Here is a 20,436-nt window from a genome sequence, read left to right as displayed (position 1 = left end):
CCGGGCCACAGTCGTTCGTGCAGGGTGTCTGGGGGGTGTTCGGCTAGATCGGGTTGCCGAGTTCCTTGAGGGGAGTGCGGAACGTCTCCTTGGCGGTGAACGCGGAGATCGCGCAGATGACGCAGGCCACCGATGTCAGAATGGCAACGGGCATCCAGTGTGTCTTGTCCCCGCCCATGAGGGCGTTGCCGATGGCGGGCGCAAAGCCTGCGAGGGCGAAGCCGACCTGGGTGCCGATCGCGATGCCGGAGTAGCGGACCTTGGTGTTGAACATTTCGGAGTAGAACGACGGCCAGATGGCATTCGGGGCAGCGTAGAAGACGGACATCAATCCGATTGCGGCCAGGAAGATCAGCGGGACGTTGCCGCTGGCGATTGCGCCGAAGTACACGTAGATGAACACCGCGCTACCGAGGGCGCCACCGATGAACAGCGGCCTGCGACCGATCCGGTCGGAGAGAATCGCCCAGGCGGGCTGGCTGAGCAAGGCCACGGCGTTGGCTGCGATAGCCACCCAGAGCATGGTCGACTTCGGGATCCCCACTTCCTCGGTGGTCGCGAAGGCGAGTCCGAAGACGGAGAAGATGGTCGAGACGACGGCGATGAAAGCGCAGCAGATCACGCGAATCAGATTTGCGCTGTGGGTGCGAAGGAGATCGGCAACAGGCAATTTGGCGACGGCCTTCGACTCCTGCTGCTCGGTGAACTCTTCCGGCTCTTCGAGCTTGAGACGCATGATGTATGCAGCCACGAGAACGATCAGGCTGCCCCAGAACGGGATTCGCCAGCCCCACGTGTAGAGGATGTCGTCGGGGAGTGCGGCGATGGGCAGGAAGACGAGGCTGGCGAGGATGAAGCCGGCCTGGGTGCCGTTGAGGGTCCAGCTGCAGAAGAATGCCCGTCGACCTTCGGGAGCGTGTTCGAGAGTCAGTGAGCTGGCGCCACTCTGTTCGCCAGCGGCGGAGATGCCCTGAGCGATTCTCATCAGGACCAGCAGTATCGGTGCAAGAACTCCGATCGAATCCGCGCTGGGAATACATCCGATGAGGAATGTTGCTGCGCCCATCATGATGAGCGTGAGCAGCATGATCTTCTTGCGGCCGACGCGGTCACCGAAATGGCCGAGGACTACAGCGCCGAGGGGACGCGCGACGTACGCGACACCGAAGGTGGCCAGCGAAAGCAGTGCCGCATGTCCGCTGTCCGGGAAGAACACGGTGGGGAAGATGAGTGCAGCGGCGGAGGCGTAGATGTAGAAGTCATAGTACTCGAGCATGCTGCCGAGAAACGACGACGTTGCGGCGCGCTTGACCTTGGTCGTGTCCGGCCTGGCCAAGGATCCCGCCTCGGGGCCGGACGGTGTAACCGTGCTAGCTGACATGCTCATCTCCTGGGTGGAAGCGTCGTGGAGGCTCTACATCCGCCGATGATGTTCGTCGAGGGTGTTCGTATCGAGAACGTCTGTGCGGAGAGCGATACAAGGAATGTAACCGACGCCACAGCAACTACACAAGATTATTAACCAAATAGTTCATAAAAATCTACCGGCGGACTCTTCGCACGTCGAAACCGCAGTTCAGGCGGTCAGGAGCCTGGCTGCGCGGCGGCCGCCACCAACTGCGCCACCTGTTCCTCGGTGATGCCGAGGCCGAAGGTGGCGAGTTTTCCGAGCGGCATCGAGCCTGCGAGTGCCATCATCTCGGGGCTGACCGCCTGTGCACCGTCGCCCGCTGCGGCAGCCATGGCGGCGCCGAGAACTGCGCTGCCGACGGGATGGGCGAGCCATTCGCCGATGGTCGACATGGCGTCGAGCGTGCCGACGCCGACGTTCCCGGCCAGGGTGATCGTGTCGGTGGTTGCGATGTCCCGAGACGAGAAGCCGACGCGGATCTCGTAGTCGCCAGGTTCGATCGCCCAGTCCTGCGCCGCGACGGACCAATAGGCGAATGCCCTGGTGTCGAGCGTGATGGCCACAGTCGCGGATTCGTCGGGGTCGAGGTAAACCTTGGCAAAGCCCTTCAATTCCTGCGCGGGTCGATCGATGCTTGCCGAGGCGTCGTGGACGTAGACCTGAACGACGGTGCTGCCCGATCGGTCGCCGCTGTTGCGCACGGTGACGGTCACTTCGGCGGAGTTCTCACCGGCCTCGACGGAGGTATCGGTGATGTCGAAGGTGGTGTAGCTCAGCCCGAACCCGAACGGGTACGCCACTTCGCGCAGCGCGGAGTCGTAGTAGCGGTATCCCACGTACAGGCCTTCGCCGTAGCGGACGTGCTGCTGTGATCCCGGGAAATGCAGATACGACGGATTGTCTTGGAGGCGAAGCGGAATGGTCTCCGTGAGGCGGCCGGACGGATTCGTGATGCCGAACAGAAGATCGGCAATCGCCGAGCCGCCCGCCTGGCCGAGTAGCCAGCCCTCGAGGATTGCGGCGGCATGATCCTTCCAAGGCTCGATCGAAACCACACCGCCGTTGGCGAGCACGACGACCGTGTTCGGGTTCGCGCCGTGGACCGCTTCCAGCAGGGCGATCTGGTCAGCCGGCAGTTCGATGTCGGTTCGGTCGAATCCTTCGGATTCTGTGGCGGACGGTAGTCCGAGGAACAGCACCGCGACGTCAGCGCGGCGTGCGGCGTCGACTGCCTCGGTGACCATGTGGTCGTCCGGAGTGCCGTCGAAGGTGAAGCCCGGTGCGAAAGTGACGCGGTCGGCGCCTTCGAGGTCGAGGATCGCGTCCAAGGCATTGTCGAGCTTGGTTGGAACCACCTGTGAACTGCCGGCCCCCTGGTACCGCGGGCTGCACGCGAATTCGCCGATCACCGCGACAGTTTGCCCGCCGGGGGTCAGCGGCAGTAGTTCTCCGTCGTTGGCCAGTAAGACAGCGGACTCCGCTGCAGCGGTCCGTGCCAGTTCGTGGTGACGCTCGACGTCGTACGTGTGGCCTTCCGTGCGCGCGGCGGCGGTGCGTTTCACCAGCGTCGACAGTCGTTCGGCGGCAGTGGTGAGCACGGATTCGTCAAGGTCGCCGCCGCGCACGGCGTCGACGATCTGGGTATCGGTTCCGGTCGGCGGCATTTCCAGGTCGAGGCCCGCGGCGAGTGCCGCCACGCGGTCGTTGACCGCTCCCCAGTCCGAAACGACGAGGCCGTCGAAGCCCCACTGTTCGCGGAGTACCTCGGTGAGCAGCCAATGGTTCTGGCTCGAGTACACACCGTTGATCTTGTTGTACGAGCACATGACCGTCGTCGGGGCCGCGGTCTTGACGGCGTATTCGAAGCCGGCCAGATAGATCTCGCGCAGCGTCCGTTCGTCGACGTCGGCACTGACTCTCATCCGGTCGTGTTCTTGGTTGTTGGCAGCGAAGTGCTTGAGCGAGGTTCCGACGCCGCGAGACTGGATGCCGGTGATCAGCGCTGCCGCGACGCGGCCGGAGAGGAATGGGTCCTCGGAGACGTATTCGAAATTCCTGCCACACAAGGGTGATCGTTTGATGTTGATGCCTGGGCCGAGGAGGACCGAGACCTGTTCGGCTTTGGCTTCGTTGCCCAGAGCCTCACCGACCTGGCGGATGAGGTCGAGGTTCCACGACGAGCCCAACCCGACCGCCGGTGGGAAACACGTCGCTGGAATGCTGTGGCCGAGTCCGAGTGCGTCGCCGCCCTCGGGTTGTTTCCGGACTCCGTGCGGACCGTCGGTCAGGAGTATCGATTCGATTCCGGCAACGGACTGGCTGTGCCAGAAATCCGAGCCGGACGTCAACGACGCCTTCTCCTCGAGTGAAAGCCCGTCTACGTAATTCTCGGTCACGTCATTCCTCCCGGTGGCAGCTGTGAGTTCCACTCACCACCGTAGGGGGATTTTTCGGACTTCGGGGTAGGTCAGGACGGCGCCTTCGAGGTCAGGAACGCAACAACCATGTCGCCGAGCATTGTTCGAAGATGCTCACGATGCGTCGAGTCGGTCAGATCGCGGTCGAAGAGCGCTTTGAAGGTGTACCGATTGGCGATACGAAAGACGCAGTAACTGCTGATCAACATGTGAATATCGAGAGCATCGACGTCGGAGCGGAATGCCCCAGACTGCTGCCCGTCGTGCAGGATCTGCGAGACCAGGTCGGCGGCAGGGGCGCCGAGGCCGCTGAGTAACTCGGATTTCTCGATGTGCTCGCCGCGGAGCATGTTCTCGTTGGCCACGAGTCGAATGAAATTCGGGTGCTGTTCGTGGTGGTCGAAGGTGAGTTCGGCCAAAGCGCGGACTGCTGCCGTGGGGTTCAATCCCTCGAGGTCGAGTTCACGTTCCTGCGCACGAATGACGCTGTACGCATGCTCGAGTACCGACTTGTACAGCCCTTCCTTGTCGGTGAAGTAGTAGTAGATCATGCGCTTGGTGGTATGCGTCTTGGTTGCGATCTCGTCGACTCGGGCGCCGGCGAAGCCTTTGTCGGCAAACTCCTCGGTGGCGACGGCGATGATGTTCACCCTGGTCAGATCGCTGTTTCGGCGTCGTTTCTCCGGCTTCGACACCACGGAGTTCACTGACTGCTCGGAAACCATGTGCTCACTCTATCTGCCAGCAGTTTGTCGACTTTGCTTGTCGAGTTCGCGTCGGGGGAGTAACGTCCAGTGAACTAACTCACTAGTTCGTACATTAGTTTCGAGCGTCAACCCCGAGGTGCCCCTGATGACTCCATCTCTACCGGTTCTGGTCCTCAACGGACCCAACTTGAATTTGTTGGGCCAGCGCCAACCGGAGTTCTACGGGAGAGACACCCTGGACGACGTCGTTTCCCGCTGTGAAGCGGCGGCCGAGAAGTTCGGAGTGGTGGTCGAGGCAAAGCAGTCGAACCACGAGGGCCAACTGATCGATTGGGTCCACGAGGCCAGGGGAAATGTCGCGGGCATCGTCATCAATCCCGGTGGGTACTCGCACACCTCCGTTGCGTTGCGCGACGCTCTGGTCACACTCGATGCCCCCGTCGTGGAGGTGCACATCAGCAACATCCACAGTCGCGAAGATTTCCGTCACCACTCGTATGTCTCCGGCATCGCCGACGCCGTCATCTGTGGATTGGGAATCGACGGATACAGCGCCGCAGTGGAATTCGTCTGCATCCGAGAAGGGAAGAACTGATGAGTGATTCGATCCTCTGCGGTCTGATCGGCACCGGAATCGGAGCCTCCTTGACTCCGATCATGCACGAGGAAGAAGGGCGCAGACAGGGCCTGCCGTACGTCTACCGCATCCTCGATCTCGACGTGATGGGAATGGCGCCGTCGGACATCGGTGAACTTCTCACCTATGCAAGACGTTTCGGCTTCCGCGGCCTCAACATCACTCACCCGTGCAAGCAGTTGGTGATCGAACACCTCGACGAGCTCTCGCCGGATGCGAGCAGGCTCGGAGCGGTGAACACGGTCCTCTTCGACTCCGGCAAGGCGATCGGACACAACACTGATTGGTCGGGCTTCGGCCGCAACTTCGACGACGGACTTCCCGGAGCACAGCTCGATCGCGTCGTGCAGCTCGGTGCCGGCGGAGCCGGTGCGGCGGTTGCCTATGCAGCGCTCACCCGCGGTGTCGGGACACTGACGTTGGTCGATTCGAGCCTGCCTCGCGCGGAGGAACTTGCACAAACCTTCGCGCAGCAGTTTCCGGCGCAGGTTGTCGAGGCGCGGCACACGAACGACCTCGCCGAAGTGCTCGGCAACGCAAACGGATTGATCCACGCGACGCCGATGGGAATGGCGGCTCATCCCGGAATGGCATTCTCGCCAGATCTGCTCCGTCCAGATCTGTGGGTAGCGGAAATCGTCTACCGCCCGCTCGAGACCGAGCTGTTGCGTCAAGCGAGGTTGATCGGAGCCCCGACGCTAAGCGGAGGCGGAATGACTGTCTTTCAGGCCGTCGACGCGTTCCGGATCTTCACGGGCATCGAGCCCGACAGTAAGCGGATGCTCGCGCACATGACGGAACTCGTGCACGGCGAACAGACTGCGGCAGCGCTGTGAGTGCCCCGGTCCGGACGTCGATCGCGACGGTATCGCTCAGTGGGACTTTCGAGGAGAAGCTCGACGCCATCGCTGCTGCCGGCTTCGACGGCTTCGAGGTGTTCGAGCCGGATTTTGTCGCTTCGCCGTGGTCCCCGAAGGAATTACGAACGCGGGCTGCGGATCTGGGCTTGACCCTCGATCTGTATCAGCCGTTCCGTGACTTCGACACGGTGGACGAGGCCCAATTTGCTCGGAATCTTGTTCGAGTGCAACGCAAATTCGAGCTGATGGATCAACTGGGGTGCGAGACGCTCCTGGTGTGCTCCTCGCCCCTGCCGACCGCAAGTCACGATGACGGTCAGTTGACAGAGCAGTTCGGAGCTCTCGCCGAACTGGCGTCCGAGCACGGCAAGAAGGTTGCCTACGAGGCGCTCGCGTGGGGTGCCCACGTCAATACGTACGGCCATGCGTGGCAGATCGTCGAGGGCGTCGACCATCCTTCGCTCGGTACCTGTCTGGACAGCTTTCACATCCTCTCGCGCGGTGACGATCCCGCCGGAATTCGCGAGATTCCCGGCGAGAAGATCTTCTTCCTCCAGTTGGCGGACGCTCCGTTCTTGGCGATGGACATCCTCCAGTGGAGCCGGCATCACCGAAACTTCCCGGGGCAGGGCAGCTTCGATCTCAGTGCGTTCGCTCAGCATGTCTACGCCACCGGTTACGACGGACCGTGGTCGCTCGAGATCTTCAACGACGTATTCCGCCGCGCGGACACCCAGCGGACGGCAATCGACGCTCATCGGTCGCTCCTCCATCTGGAAGAACAGGTCGCCGCCGCGAACCCTGCCGCCGGTGGACCCACGCTGTTCACCGCCCCGGAGCGCACCCCGCTCGAAGGGATCGTGTCTCTGCGAATCGCTGCGGGTCCGGCTAAACAGGACCAGGTGCACTCGATGCTCTCTCGCGTCGGTTTTCATCTGGTCGGACGGCACCACGATCACGACTTGCAGTTGTGGCGGCACGGACCGCTCACCGTTGCCGTCGACGCGACAGCGGGCACGGCGTGGACGGCGCCCGGACTGCCCGCGGATCTGCCGGTTCTCACTCAGATCGGCATCAGGGCAACCGAACCCGAAGTGTGGGGAGAGCGCGCTCTGGCTCTCGAAGTACCGGCGACGCGCGTGCAGTTGCCCGGTTCGAGCGACGAGAACTCCGAGGTACCGGACGTCGTACGCTTGAAGGTCACCGATGCGACATCGATCGACCTTCGTGGCCCCGGCAGCGCTGCAGCGTGGGAATCGGCATTCGAGATCTACCCGCTGCCCGCCGAGCGCAATCGTGAACAGAGCGCAGTGTTCACCGGGATCGACCACGTGGCACTGGCAGTTCCGGCCGAGAGTTGGGACGGCATCATGCTGCTCCTGCGGTCCGTGTTCGAGATGCAACCGCACGAGGGGCAGGACGTCACCGATTCGGTCGGACTCATGCGGAGCCAGGCACTTACGCTCGTTCAGGACGGTGACGGACATACCCTGCGGATCTCACTGAACATGGTGGAGGGCAGTCGAAGCGGGCTGCCGACGGTCCGTCGCGGCGGCGTCAGCCACGTCGCTTTCGCGTGTGAGAACATCTTCGGTGCCGCTGCGTCCATGCAGGACTGGGGCTTTGCTCCGCTACCCATTTCCCCGAACTACTACGACGATCTGGACGCACGTTTCGGCCTGAATTCAGAACTGCTCGACCGGATGCGCAGCGCCGGAATCCTTTACGACGCTGACGCCCGCGGTGAGTTCTTCCACCTGTTCACCCCGACGGTCGGGGGAGACCTGTTCTTCGAGGTCGTGCAGCGAGTGGGTGGATACGAGGGCTACGGGGAGGTCAACTCCGCTGTGCGACTGTCGGCTCAGTTGCGCGCGAATCAGACGTGACCTCGACTCGGTGCGGGTGCGAGTAGATATTCATCGAATCGCCGCGGATGAAACCGGCGAGGGTCAACCCCGATTCCTGTGCCAACTCCACGGCCAATGACGACGGCGCGGAGACTGCGCCCAGAATCGGAATGCCCGCCATGACGGCCTTCTGGACGAGTTCGAACGACGCCCGCCCACTGACGATCAGGATCGTGTCGTAGAGCGGCACTCGGCCGTCGGTGATTGCCCAACCGATCACCTTGTCGACTGCGTTGTGCCGGCCGACGTCCTCGCGCAGCGCCAGGAGTTCGCCGGTGGCGGTGAACAATCCGGCTGCGTGCAGGCCTCCGGTGCGCTCGAAGATCCGTTGGCTCTCCCGAAGCGTGACCGGCATGGCCGACAGGACGGTGGAGGTGACGGAAGTCGTGTCACCGACCAGGGGATGCCGCGTGGTGGTTCGGACGGCATCGAGTGACGTCTTGCCGCACACGCCGCACGCGGAACTGACGACGGTGTTGCGATCGGTGGTGTGATCGGGCAACGGCACTCCGGGAGCGAGCGCGATGTCGAGGACGTTGTAGGTGTTCGCGCCGGTTTCGTCGACGCCGTCGCAGTACCGGACGACGCTCACGTCGTCGCGGGTACCGATGACGCCTTCGCTGAGAAGGAATCCGTGGACGAGGTCGACGTCGTTGCCTGGTGTTCGCATCGTCACGGCCAGCACCTGACCGCCAACCCTCATTTCGAGTGGTTCTTCGACGGCCAGCGTGTCGGGGCGCGTGACGACCCGATCACCCGAGATTCGAACGACCGGTGTTCGTGCGGTGACCCGTCCCATCTCAGGCGCCTGATGCTTCGAGTCGAACAGTGACGGCCTTCGAGACCGGCGTGTTCGACTTGGCTGCAACGTGTTCGAGGGGAACGAGCGGATTTGTCTCGGGGTAGTACGCCGCCGCATTGCCGCGGGGGGTGTCGTAGGAGACGATGCGGAATTCCGTGACCCGACGCTCTTCGAGTGTTCCGTCTGGTGTTGTCCACTCGGACACGATGTCGACGAGATCGCCGTCGCGGAATCCGAGTGCAGTGATGTCTTCGGCATTGACGAGGATGACCTTGCGTCCGCCCTTGATACCGCGGTATCTGTCGTCGAGGCCGTAGATCGTGGTGTTGTACTGGTCGTGGCTGCGCATGGTCTGCAGAATCAGGCGCCCGCTCGGAGTGGGTATCCAGTGCAGTTCGTTCACGCCGAAGTTGGCTTTGCCGGTGTGCGTGCGGAACTCACGCGAGTCACGCGGTGGGTGTGGGAGCTGGAATCCATCCGGCTGGCGAACCCGGGTGTTGTAGTTTTCGCATCCGGGCACCACTCGTGAGATGGAGTCGCGAATCAGGTCGTAGTTGCCCTCGAAGGCCGACCAGCGGACGGAGTGATCGCTGCCGAGTAGTTCGCGGGCGAGTTGGCAGATGATGGCGACTTCGCTACGTAGGTACGGGCTGACCGGCGTGAGGCGTCCGCGCGACAGGTGCACCATGGACATCGAATCTTCCACGGAGACAAGCTGCTTTCCGCCGGCCTGGACGTCGAGGTCGGTGCGTCCGAGGGTGGGGAGGATGATTGCGGTCTGCCCGTGAACGACGTGGCTTCGGTTCAATTTGGTGGAAACCTGAACGGTGAGTTCGCATTGGCGCAGCGCGGTTTCGGTGGCTGCGGTGTCCGGGCTGGCCTGGATGAAGTTGCCGCCCATCGCCATGAAGAAGCTTGCCTTGCCTGCATTCATCGCGCGGATCGCGTCGACGGTGTCCCACCCGTGCTTGCGGGGGCTCGAGATCGAGAACTCGGTGTCGAGCGCGGCCAGGAACTCCTCCGGCATCTTCTCCCAGATGCCCATCGTGCGGTCACCCTGGACATTGGAGTGTCCTCGCACCGGACAGACCCCGGCACCGGGTTTGCCCATCATTCCACGCATGAGCAGCAGGTTGACCGCTTCTTCGATGGTGGCGACTCCGTGTGTGTGCTGAGTGATGCCCATGGCCCAGCAGGTGACGGTTCGCTCGGATCGGGCAAGCGCGGCAGCCGTTTCCTCGAGCTGCGCCATCGACAGGCCCGTCGCCTCGAGTACCGTGTCGAGATCGACCGCGCGGATGTGCTTCTCGTATTCGTCCCAACCGGCGCAGTAGCGGTCGACGAATGCGCGATCGACCACGGTGCCGGGAGCGCGATCTTCCTGCGCGAGCAGCAGCTTCCCCAGACCTTGGAACAGAGCCATGTCGCCGCCCAGCCGGATCTGCAGGAACTCGTCCGCGATGTCGACTCCGTGCCCGATCACGCCGGAGACTTTCTGCGGATCCTTGAACCGTCGCAATCCCGCCTCGGGGAGGGGATTGATGGCAATGATCTTGGCGCCGTTGCCCTTTGCCTTCTCGAGTGTCGAGAGCATTCGAGGGTGGTTGGTGCCGGGATTCTGTCCGGCGATGAGGATGAGATCGGCGTTCTCGAGGTCGGGAACCGTCACCGAGCCTTTGCCGATGCCGATGGATTCGGTCAGTGCGCTTCCGGACGACTCGTGACACATGTTGGAACAGTCGGGCATGTTGTTGGTGCCGTAGCTACGAATCATCAACTGGTAGAGAAACGCTGCTTCGTTGGACGTGCGACCGGAGGTGTAGAACACTGCTTCGTCCGGCGACGCGAGGCCGTTCAGATGTCCGGCGATCAGTGCGTACGCGCCGTCCCAGTCGATCGGCTGGTAATGGGTTGCTCCCGGGGTCAGGACCATCGGGTGCGTCAGTCGGCCTTGTTGGCCGAGCCAGTAATCGGTCTTGCCTTCGAGGTCGGCGATCGAGTGCTCCGCGAAGAATTCAGGCGTGACCGTGCGAAGCGTTGCTTCCTCGGCAACGGCCTTCGCTCCGTTCTCGCAGAACTCGGCGGGCTTGCGATGTCCGGGAGTCTCCGGCCACGCACACCCCGGGCAGTCGAAGCCGTGACGCTGGTTGAGCCTGGTGAGCGTTCGGGCGGTCCGCAGGGCTCCCATCTGCTCGATTCCTCGTTGCAGCGACACCAGAACGGCCGGCACTCCGGCGGCGTAGTCCTTGGGGTGCGTGACTTCGAGATCCGATTCGTCGATGTCTTTCGAGGGGCCCTGGCGCGTCATGTCTCCATACTGGCCCGAACGGCGCGGTACTGCCATCGAATGGGCCGGTCGAACTCACCGGAATGCGACATTCATCGGCTAGCCTTACCTACCGAACGAGCGGACTTAAGGGGTAAGAGCATGGATCGAACGGACGCAGGTCGGCTGACCCGGCGCGGATTTCTGATCGGCACGTCGGGAGCGTTGCTGGCATTCGCCGCAGCCTGTTCCAGTTCGAACGACGAGGACACGCCCCCCAGTGGCGACTCTGCGGGATCGATCACCCACAAATTTGGGGCTACCGAGCTGCCCGAGGATCCGCAGCGGATCGTCAGTGTCGGATACAACGATCAAGATGCGATCCTCGCCCTCGGTGGGACTTTGGTCGGAACCTTCGACTGGTACGGCGATTACCCCTACGGTGTGTGGCCATGGGCGCAGCCGTTGTTGAACGGGGCGACTCCCGAGATCATCGGAACCGCGGGCACCACCATTCAGATGGAGAAGGTCGCTGCCACGACACCCGACCTGATTGTCGGCACCTACTCCGGGCTCACTCAGGCGCAGTACGACAAACTCAGTGCCATAGCGCCGACGGTGGCGCAGCCGAAGGAGTTCGCGGATTACGGAATCCCCTGGCAGAACCAGACGACCATCATCGGCGAAGCGCTGGGGCAGCAAGGAAAGGCCACCGAGCTGATCGCCGGCGTCGACAAGAAGTTCGCCGACGTGAAGACGGCCAATCCGGCGTTTGCCGGCAAGACCGTTCTGGTCGGCGCGTTGAAGGGGCCGGGGCAATTCGGGGTCTACGGACCGGAAGACCCCAAGGTGAGGTTCTTCACTGAACTCGGATTCGTGAATCCGCCTGTCACCGATCAGATCACGGGTAACTTCGCCGAGATCAGCACCGAGCAACTCTCGCTTGCGGACGTCGACGTACTCGTCTGGTACGCCGGTGGTGGCTACGGCGACAAGCTTCGGGCGGAATTGGACAAGACCCCGATCTACCAGGAACTCGACGTCGTGAAGGACGGCCGCGCGATCATTCTGGAAGACGCTGCTGCCGAAGCCATGACGTGGAGCACCGTACTGAGCTTGCCCTATGCGCTCGAACAGATTCCGCCGCGGATTGCGGGCTTGCTCGTCTGATCGGTTCAAGGTCGGGTCGGTTCAAGGACAGCGCTGTTCAAAGTCCAGGGATTCGGACAGTCGGCGGTACTCTCGCCTCATGGGTGTACACGTGCGGCCGGCTGTCCGATCCGATATTCCGGCGCTGTCGGCGGTGTTGGCCGAGGCGTTCGAAGATGATCCCTTGATGGCCTGGATGTTGCCGGACGAGGACTCCAGGGCTGAGCGCCTGACGAAACTGTTTGCCGCAGAAGCTCGTTACCACCACTTCGCCGGTGGCGGTGTCGAGGTGGCCACCGATGACAACGGCGTGATCGGCGGGGCAACTCTGTGGGATCCGCCGGGGCGGTGGAAGCAGTCGTGGATTTCCGGGCTCGTGAGCCTGCCCGCAATGGTGCGTGTCTTCGGCAGGGGGCTACGACACGCGGCCGAGGTCAGCTCCGTTCTCGAAGGAGCACATCCGAATTCGCCGCACTGGTACCTCGCGACGGTCGGCACCGGCAGCGCGGCGCGCGGTGGGGGATACGGCAAAGCACTACTGAACTCCCGGTTGGAGCGTTGCGATCGTGAACACGTCGACGCTTACCTCGAGAGCAGCAAGGAATCGAACATCCCGTACTACAACCGCTTCGGTTTCGAAGTGACCCGCGACATCGTGATGCCAGGCGGCGGGCCGACGATCTACGCAATGATGCGTCAACCGCGGGGCGCGTGATACCAACTAGTGGTGACCCAGATTCCCGAGCTCCACGCAGGCACACCGTTCGACGAACTCGACGACTACATCGCTCTGGCCAGGTTGTCCGGCCTGGTGTTGTCACCTGACGGTTCGCTACTGATCTGCGCGCGCGCCGTTCTCGACGACGAGCGCGCCGCATACGTGTCCTCGTTGTGGGAGATCGACCTGGAAGGTCGGCGTCCGGCGCGTCGGTTGACCTGGGGTTCGACCAGCGAGTCCGATGCTGCCTTCGCGTTCGACGGCGACGTACTCTTCACTGCCACGCGAGCCGTGCCGGGCGAGAAGGATCCGCAACCAGCACTCTGGCGCCTACCCGCGGCGGGCGGAGAAGCTCAGCTGCTGATCTCGCGTCCCGGTGGTGTCTCGTCGGTATCAGCGGCCAAGGCGGCGCCGACGTTCGTGGCACAGACGTCGGTCATGGCCTCGGCGATCAGCCTCGACCAGGACGATCAGGTGCGATCCGCGCGCAAGGACAAGAAGGTCACGGCGATGCTGCACACTGGTTATCCGGTGCGGCACTGGGACCACGACCTGGGCCCCGATCATCCGCATCTGGTTGTCGCCGAGACGGATTCGAAGGAATCCGTCGAGTTGCGGGACATCACACCGACTGCAGGCGCGGCGCTGCGAGAGACGTCGACCACGATTTCCGACGACGGTCTCTTCGTCGTGACAACGTGGACTGTCGGCGATGCGAGTGCCGCCCGCCGATCGACGTTGGTTCGGATCGACACGGTGACCGGCGACCGAACCACCCTTGTCGACGAGGCCGACGCGGACGTCTACAACCCGGTGCTCTCGCCGGACGGAACCAAGCTCGCGTTCATCCGGGAGACTCTCACCACGCCGGAGTCCGCACCGCGAATGACTCTGCAGCTCTACGACTTCGGATCCGGTGCCGTGACCGGCGTGGCCGACGGCTGGGATCGCTGGCCTACCTCACTTGCCTGGCTACCCGACGGATCCGGGCTGGTGGTCACCGCCGACGACGGCGGCCGAGGGCCGATCTTCACCATCGACCTGTGGGGCCAGCCGGTGCGCCTGACAGCCGACGACGCGGCGTACACCGATGTTCGAGTGGCGCCGGACGGCGAGTCGATCTACGCGTTGCGAGCCTCGTACGAAGCGCCCCCGCACGTGGTGCGGGTGGATCTGGGATCCGGTGAGATCACCGCACTTCGTGGACCCGACGCATTGCCGGAGCTGCCGGGAACACTGACCGAGATCACCGCTCGCGCCGAGGACGGTTCGACAGTCCGGAGTTGGTTGGCACTGCCGACCGGCGCCGCACCGCACGCGCCGGTGCCGTTGCTCCTCTGGGTCCACGGCGGTCCACTCGGTTCGTGGAACACCTGGTCCTGGCGGTGGAACCCGTGGCTGCTCGTCGCCAAGGGCTATGCCGTACTGCTGCCCGATCCCGCACTCTCGACCGGATACGGGCAGGACTTCGTCCAGCGCGGGTGGGGTCAGTGGGGCAAGGCGCCCTTCACCGATCTGATGGCGATCACCGATGCTGCCGTCGCGCAGCCCGAGATCGACCCCAAGCGAACCGGCGCGATGGGTGGTTCGTTCGGCGGTTACATGGCCAACTGGATCGCCGGCCATACCAACCGTTTCGACGCGATCGTCACCCACGCAAGCCTCTGGGCACTCGATCAATTCGGCCCGACGACGGACGCGGCCTGGTACTGGCAACGCGAGATGTCGCCGGAGATGGCCGTCGAGAACTCGCCACACCTGTACGTCGCGGACATCACGACTCCGATGCTGGTCATCCATGGCGACAAGGACTACCGGGTTCCGATCGGTGAGGGCTTGCGACTCTGGTACGAACTGCTCGCCGAGTCAGGTCTGCCCGCCGACGACGACGGGAAAACGGACCATCGCTTCCTGTACTTCCCCGACGAGAATCACTGGGTGCTCAAGCCGCAGCACACCAAGATCTGGTACGAGGTGGTCACCGCGTTCCTCTCCGAGCACGTTCTCGGCGAAGATGTCGCGCTGCCGGAGATTCTGGGCTGAACGCGCGCATGCCTCGTTCGGCTGAAGCAGCCGAACGAGGCATGATCGTCTTCGCGCGGATCCGGACCGGACTCAGGCGCCGGGGCAACGAACCGTGTACGACCACTCGGTGTGGTCAGGGCCCGTGACGCGAACCAGAACGGACGACGCCCCACCGGCGGGCACGTTGACGACAGCTGAACCAGTTCCCTCGTTGATGTTGTCGCCGATGTATCCGGTGCTGTGGATCAACCGACCTTCGTAGTACACCTCGATCAGGTCCGGGATGTCCTCGGTTTCGTAGCCGAGCACGAACGAGGTCGGGCCACCGCGGCCGAGTTCGTGCTTGGTGCTGGTGATTCCTGCGCCGCCCGAGACGGTCGAGGCGTCACACCGTTGCGTCGGAGCAAACGATCCGCCGCCGCCGCTGCCGCTGGCCAGGCCACTGAGAATGTCCCTGACGTTGCCACTGGCCAGGCCGTTGACGATGTCCGTCGCGCTGGTCGAGCCGGCGTTCAGGCCGCCGAGAACGTCGTTGAGGTTCCCAGTGGCGATCCCGCCGACGATGTCGCCCACGCTGCCGCTGGCGATGCCGTTTGCGATGTCGTTCCCGATATCGCCGACGCTTCCGTTGATCGTGGCGCTACCACTGTCGATGCTTCCTTGCACACTTTCTTCGATGCCGGGGGCAGCGGACGCAGTCGCCGGAAGCACGAGGGCAACCGCCGCTCCGATCGTCGCGGCCGCCGCCAAGGTTCGAACGCCGGGACGGCGAGAACTCCAGTTGTTCAACATATTTGCTCCACAGGTAGTTGGTCGGTCGTCCTTCAGAGCGATCCTGTCAGCGGAGCGGATCGGTGAATATCGTTTGTTCGGCTGACCCCGGACTGCGGGGCAGTCGTTCGTGTGCGCCGCGGCGGCCGACGGGCGAATTCGTTCACGACGGGGGAGTCATTAGGATCAAGTGGTGACCAGTGCAGCTCCAGAGAACCCCCAGACCCCCGCCGACGCCCTACCCAAGAGCTGGGACCCCAGCGCTGTAGAGGCCGATCTGTATCAAGGCTGGGTAGACGCCGGGTACTTCCAGGCCGACGCGACCAGCGACAAGCCCGGCTACTCCATCGTGCTGCCGCCCCCGAACGTCACGGGCAGCTTGCACATGGGCCATGCCCTGGATCACACCCTCATGGACGTGCTCAGCCGTCGCAAGCGGATGCAGGGCTACGAGGTGCTGTGGCTACCTGGCATGGATCACGCCGGTATCGCCACGCAGTCCGTCGTCGAGAAGCAGCTCGCTGCCGACGGCAAGACAAAGGAAGATTTCGGCCGCGAGCTCTTCATCGACAAGGTCTGGGACTGGAAGCGCGAATCCGGTGGAACCATCGGGGGCCAGATGCGGCGCATCGGTGACGGCGTCGACTGGAGTCGCGATCGTTTCACCATGGACGAGGGCCTCTCGCGCGCCGTCCAGACCGTCTTCAAGCGCATGTTCGACGAGGGTCTGATCTACCGCGCCGAGCGTCTCGTGAACTGGTCGCCGGTGCTGCAGACCGCGATCTCCGACATCGAGGTGAAGTTCGAGGACGTCGAGGGTGAGCTGGTTTCCCTGCGCTACGGCTCGCTCGACGACAACGAGCCGCACGTCATCGTCGCGACCACTCGCGTCGAGACGATGCTCGGTGATACCGCAGTGGCGGTCCATCCCGAAGACGAGCGCTACAAGCACCTCATCGGAACCACTCTCGATCATCCGTTCACCGGGCGTCAGATTCCGATCATCGCGGACGACTACGTCGACCCCGAGTTCGGAACCGGCGCAGTGAAGATCACGCCGGCTCACGACCCCAACGACTTCGAGATGGGCCTGCGGCACAACCTGCCGATGCCCACCATCATGGACAAGACCGGCAAGATCGCCGACACGGGAACCGAATTCGACGGTATGGACCGCTTCGAGGCTCGCGTCAAGGTTCGCGAAGCTCTCGCCGAGCAGGGCCGCGTCGTCGCCGAGAAGCGCCCGTACCTGCACAGCGTCGGGCACTCCGAGCGTAGCGGCGAAGCCATCGAGCCTCGTCTCTCGTTGCAGTGGTGGGTCAAGGTCGAGACGCTCGCCAAGGCTGCGGGTGACGCGGTTCGCAACGGGGACACCGTCATTCACCCGGCGAGCCAGGAACCGCGATGGTTCGACTGGGTCGACAACATGCATGACTGGTGCATTTCCCGCCAGCTCTGGTGGGGCCACCGCATTCCGGTCTGGTACGGCCCCGAGGGTGAAGTTGCGTGCTTCGGTCCCGACGAAACGGCACCGGAAGGCTGGGTCCAGGATCCCGACGTCCTCGACACCTGGTTCTCCTCGGGACTGTGGCCCTTCTCGACGATGGGCTGGCCCGACAACACGCCCGAACTCGAAAAGTTCTATCCCACCAGCGTTCTCGTCACCGGCTACGACATCCTGTTCTTCTGGGTCGCCCGCATGATGATGTTCGGCACCTACGTGTCCGAGGACGAGTCGATCACCGCCGGTCCGGGTAAGTCCGGCGCGCAGATGCCGTTCAAGGACGTGTTCCTGCACGGACTGGTCCGCGATCAGTACGGCAAGAAGATGTCGAAGTCTCGCGGCAACGGTATCGACCCACTCGACTGGGTCGATCGTTTCGGCGCCGACGCCCTGCGATTCACACTCGCACGCGGCGCCAACCCGGGCAGTGACCTGTCCGTCGGTGAGGATTCGGCGCAGTCCTCGCGCAACTTCGCGACCAAGTTGTTCAACGCGACCAAGTTCGCACTGATGAACGGCGCTGCTCCCGCGCCGCTGCCTGCTCGAAGCGAACTGACCGACGCCGATCGTTGGATCCTCGACCGTCTCGACACGGTCCAGGCCGAGGCGGACGCCGCATTCGATCGCTACGAGTTCAGCAAGGCGTGCGAAGGCTTGTTCCACTTCGCGTGGGACGAGGTCTGTGACTGGTACCTCGAACTCGCCAAGGTGCAGTTCGCCGCCGACGAGGCTGTCGCCGCGAACACCCGCGCCGTGCTCGGCAACGTTCTCGATGCACTGCTCCGCCTCCTGCACCCGGTCATTCCGTTCGTGACCGAAACCCTGTGGAAGGTGCTCACCGGTGGTGAATCCGTCGTCGTCGCCGACTGGCCGACGTTGTCCGGTGTGGCAGTCGACACCCAGGCCGCCACCAGGATCGAAGACACCCAGAAGCTGATCACCGAGGTGCGACGTTTCCGAAACGATCAGGGGCTCAAGCCTTCCCAGAAGGTTCCGGCTCGTGCGTCCGGGCTCTCGGAGGCAGGCATGGACGGCCAGTTCGCCTACGTGGCGGCGCTTGCCAAGCTGACCGAACCCGAAGAGGGATTCACCGCGTCGATCTCCGTCGAGGTGCGTCTGAGCCAGGGCACCGTCACGGTCGACATCGACACCTCGGGCACCATCGACCTCGGCGCGGAGAAGAAGCGGCTCGAAAAGGACCTCGCGGCAGCGCAGAAGGAGCTCGTCACCGCTGACAACAAGCTGGCGAACGAGGCCTTCCTGGCGAAGGCGCCCGACGCCGTCGTCGACAAGATCAAGACACGTCGCCAGATCGCCGTCGAAGAGATCGAGCGCATCACAGGACGTCTGAAGGAGTTGGCCGACAAGTGAGTTCGTACGAGCCGTCCCAATTCGACGCTCAGAGTTCGGTTCCGACTCCGGTCGACATCGCCGAACTGGCGCTGGTGGAAGCAGAACTCGACAAGCGTTGGCCTGAGACCAAGATCGAGCCGTCACTGACTCGTATCGAGGCGCTCATGGATGTCCTGGGCTCACCGCAGCACAACTATCCGTCGGTGCACGTCACGGGAACCAACGGCAAGACGTCGGTGACGCGCATGATCGACTCTTTGATGAGCGCTCTGCATCGTCGTACCGGCCGAACCACCAGCCCTCATCTGCAGATCGCGACCGAGCGGATCAGCATCGACGGTCATCCGATCTCCCCGCGGCTCTACGTGGACACGTTCCGCGAGATCGAGCCGTACGTGCAGATGATCGACGCACAGTCGCAGGAAGCCGGGGGACCGGCGATGAGCAAGTTCGAAGTGCTCACTGCGATGGCCTATGCGGCATTCGCGGAGGCTCCGGTGGACGTCGCCGTGGTCGAGGTCGGCCTCGGCGGACGCTGGGACGCCACGAACGTGATCGACGGACAGGTCGCGGTGATCACGCCGATCAGCCTCGATCACGCCGAGTACCTGGGCACCGACCTGGCCGGAATCGCGGAGGAGAAGGCCGGGATCATCAAGAAGGGCCGCGAGGACTTGGTTCCGGTGGACACCGTCGCGATCATCGCCGAGCAGACTCCAGAAGTGATGGAGGTATTGCTGCGCCGAGCAGTCGAGGTCGAGGCCGCGGTCGCGCGTGAAGGCTCGGAGTTCAAGGTGCTTGCTCGCCAGATCGCGGTAGGTGGACAGCAGCTCGAACTTCAAGGCCTGAGTGGTGTGTACACCGACATTTTCCTCCCCCTTCACGGTGAGCATCAGGCGCGCAACGCCGCGCTCGCGCTCGCTGCCGTCGAAGCGTTCTTCGGCGCCGGTCCGGATCGACAACTGGATCAGGACGCAATCCGCAACGGGTTCGCCTCGATCGTCAATCCCGGTCGCCTCGAACGTGTTCGGAGTGCGCCGACGGTCTTTCTCGACGCCGCCCACAATCCTGACGGTGCGCGTGCTCTCGCCGCCGCACTGGCCGCGGAGTTCGACTTCCGCAAGCTCGTGGGAGTTGTCAGCGTGATGGCGGACAAGGACGTCGACGCCATCTTGACCGCATTCGAATCCGTCTTCGACGAGATCGTCGTCACCCACAACGGGTCACCCCGGGCGATGGATGTCGAGGAGCTGGCGAACATTGCCGTCGCGAAGTTCGGCGACGAGCGCGTCGTCGTGGCGCCGGTGCTTGCCGACGCGCTGGAAGTCGCGATCGAAATCGCCGAGCAGGTCGCCGAACCCGGCGAAGCCGTATCAGGGGCAGGTGTGGTGGTGACGGGATCCGTCGTGACCGCAGGCGCCGCCCGCACGCTGTTCGGAAAGGACCCCGCGTGAGTACCCCGTCAGATGCCAATCCCGAGTCCGGAGGCCACGAGCCCGGAGACCCCGAGTCCGGAGACACTGCCGGCGAGTTCGGGCCTCCGACCAAGGACCCCTGGAAAAGTTTCCGCGGAGTGATGGCCGGAACCCTGATCCTCGAGGCGATCGTCGTGCTGCTGGCTTTGCCGGTTGTCGCGGTCGTCGGCGGTGGCCTCACCGCGGCCTCCGCGGGATTCATCATCGGGTTGGCGGTACTGATGATTCTGGGAGCCGGCGTCCAGGGCAAGCCGTGGGCGATGGGGTTCAACGTCGCACTGCAGGTGATTCTTCTATTCGGATTCTTCGTCCACCCGTCGATTGCCGGTGTGGCGATCACCTTCGGGATCGTCTGGGGATACCTCGTCTACCTGCAGAGAGACATCAAGCGCCGGATGGACAAGGGCCTGCTTCCCGGCCAGCGGGACTGACCA

15 protein-coding genes are annotated in these 20,436 nt (G+C 63.5%); 9 read left to right on the top strand and 6 right to left on the bottom strand.

The genetic code is table 11. From position 1 onward, the window contains the following. Window positions 1–43: 43 nt before the first annotated feature. From GJB56_RS11240 to GJB56_RS11230, 3 genes are all read right to left on the bottom strand, one after another. Entirely contained in the window at window positions 44–1,381 is a 1,338-nt protein-coding gene (locus tag GJB56_RS11240; RefSeq protein ID WP_020970000.1) for an MFS transporter, read from the bottom strand. Window positions 1,382–1,584: 203 nt separating this feature from the next. Beyond that, the gene (locus tag GJB56_RS11235) at window positions 1,585–3,807 is read right to left on the bottom strand and encodes a glycoside hydrolase family 3 C-terminal domain-containing protein (RefSeq protein WP_113683762.1); all 2,223 of its coding nucleotides are present in this window, start codon (window positions 3,805–3,807) and stop codon (window positions 1,585–1,587) included. A gap of 71 nt (window positions 3,808–3,878) precedes the next feature. Further along, window positions 3,879–4,553, bottom strand: a complete 675-nt coding sequence (locus tag GJB56_RS11230) for a TetR family transcriptional regulator (RefSeq protein ID WP_019749082.1) — start codon at window positions 4,551–4,553, stop codon at window positions 3,879–3,881. A 127-nt stretch (window positions 4,554–4,680) separates the two neighbouring features. On the opposite strand from GJB56_RS11230, the gene aroQ reads away from it, so the two are divergent. From aroQ to GJB56_RS11215, 3 genes are read left to right on the top strand one after another with little or no spacing between them, the layout of a single operon-like run. Further along, window positions 4,681–5,130, top strand: coding sequence for a type II 3-dehydroquinate dehydratase (aroQ, locus tag GJB56_RS11225; RefSeq protein ID WP_029255676.1), 450 nt, complete (start codon window positions 4,681–4,683; stop codon window positions 5,128–5,130). Then, window positions 5,130–6,008 carry a shikimate dehydrogenase gene (locus GJB56_RS11220; RefSeq protein WP_113683745.1) on the top strand — a complete coding sequence of 293 codons (879 nt, stop codon included), beginning with the start codon at window positions 5,130–5,132 and terminating at the stop codon, window positions 6,006–6,008. The genes aroQ and GJB56_RS11220 overlap by 1 nt, the downstream gene beginning before the upstream one ends. Next, window positions 6,005–7,918, top strand: coding sequence for a sugar phosphate isomerase/epimerase and 4-hydroxyphenylpyruvate domain-containing protein (locus GJB56_RS11215; RefSeq protein ID WP_113683744.1), 1,914 nt, complete (start codon window positions 6,005–6,007; stop codon window positions 7,916–7,918). Before GJB56_RS11220 ends, GJB56_RS11215 begins: the two co-directional genes overlap by 4 nt. On the opposite strand, the gene fdhD is transcribed toward GJB56_RS11215, so the two are convergent. Then, entirely contained in the window at window positions 7,869–8,738 is an 870-nt protein-coding gene (gene fdhD / locus GJB56_RS11210; protein ID WP_020908229.1) for a formate dehydrogenase accessory sulfurtransferase FdhD, read from the bottom strand. The genes GJB56_RS11215 and fdhD overlap by 50 nt on opposite strands. Before the next feature lies 1 nt (window position 8,739). Continuing rightward, on the bottom strand, window positions 8,740–11,049 hold the full coding sequence (locus GJB56_RS11205) for an FdhF/YdeP family oxidoreductase (RefSeq protein WP_195849601.1): 2,310 nt from the start codon (window positions 11,047–11,049) through the stop codon (window positions 8,740–8,742). A 120-nt stretch (window positions 11,050–11,169) separates the two neighbouring features. On the opposite strand from GJB56_RS11205, the gene GJB56_RS11200 reads away from it, so the two are divergent. From GJB56_RS11200 to GJB56_RS11190, 3 genes are all read left to right on the top strand, one after another. Further along, window positions 11,170–12,177 carry an iron-siderophore ABC transporter substrate-binding protein gene (locus GJB56_RS11200; protein WP_019749076.1) on the top strand — a complete coding sequence of 336 codons (1,008 nt, stop codon included), beginning with the start codon at window positions 11,170–11,172 and terminating at the stop codon, window positions 12,175–12,177. 79 nt (window positions 12,178–12,256) lie between these two features. After that, a complete protein-coding gene (locus GJB56_RS11195; protein ID WP_003944518.1) occupies window positions 12,257–12,871 on the top strand; it encodes a GNAT family N-acetyltransferase in 615 nt (204 codons plus the stop codon). 12 nt (window positions 12,872–12,883) lie between these two features. Then, window positions 12,884–14,917 (top strand): S9 family peptidase, encoded by a 2,034-nt coding sequence (locus tag GJB56_RS11190; RefSeq protein WP_195849600.1) that lies wholly within the window; start codon window positions 12,884–12,886, stop codon window positions 14,915–14,917. Window positions 14,918–14,989: 72 nt separating this feature from the next. Here the strand turns inward: GJB56_RS11190 and GJB56_RS11185 are convergent, their stop codons facing one another. After that, window positions 14,990–15,691, bottom strand: coding sequence for a hypothetical protein (locus GJB56_RS11185; RefSeq protein WP_113683741.1), 702 nt, complete (start codon window positions 15,689–15,691; stop codon window positions 14,990–14,992). A gap of 172 nt (window positions 15,692–15,863) precedes the next feature. On the opposite strand from GJB56_RS11185, the gene GJB56_RS11180 reads away from it, so the two are divergent. From GJB56_RS11180 to GJB56_RS11170, 3 genes are read left to right on the top strand one after another with little or no spacing between them, the layout of a single operon-like run. Beyond that, the gene (locus tag GJB56_RS11180) at window positions 15,864–18,545 is read left to right on the top strand and encodes a valine--tRNA ligase (RefSeq protein WP_024487630.1); all 2,682 of its coding nucleotides are present in this window, start codon (window positions 15,864–15,866) and stop codon (window positions 18,543–18,545) included. Then, entirely contained in the window at window positions 18,542–19,981 is a 1,440-nt protein-coding gene (gene folC / locus GJB56_RS11175) for a bifunctional tetrahydrofolate synthase/dihydrofolate synthase (RefSeq protein ID WP_019749072.1), read from the top strand. The genes GJB56_RS11180 and folC overlap by 4 nt, the downstream gene beginning before the upstream one ends. Then, on the top strand, window positions 19,978–20,433 hold the full coding sequence (locus GJB56_RS11170; protein ID WP_019749071.1) for a DUF4233 domain-containing protein: 456 nt from the start codon (window positions 19,978–19,980) through the stop codon (window positions 20,431–20,433). Before folC ends, GJB56_RS11170 begins: the two co-directional genes overlap by 4 nt. The last annotated feature ends 3 nt before the right edge of the window (window positions 20,434–20,436 follow it).

It is taken from the genome of Rhodococcus sp. AQ5-07, assembly GCF_009707305.1.
GTDB lineage: Bacteria > Actinomycetota > Actinomycetes > Mycobacteriales > Mycobacteriaceae > Rhodococcus_F > Rhodococcus_F erythropolis.
This window is presented reverse-complemented; position numbering and strand designations above follow the sequence as displayed.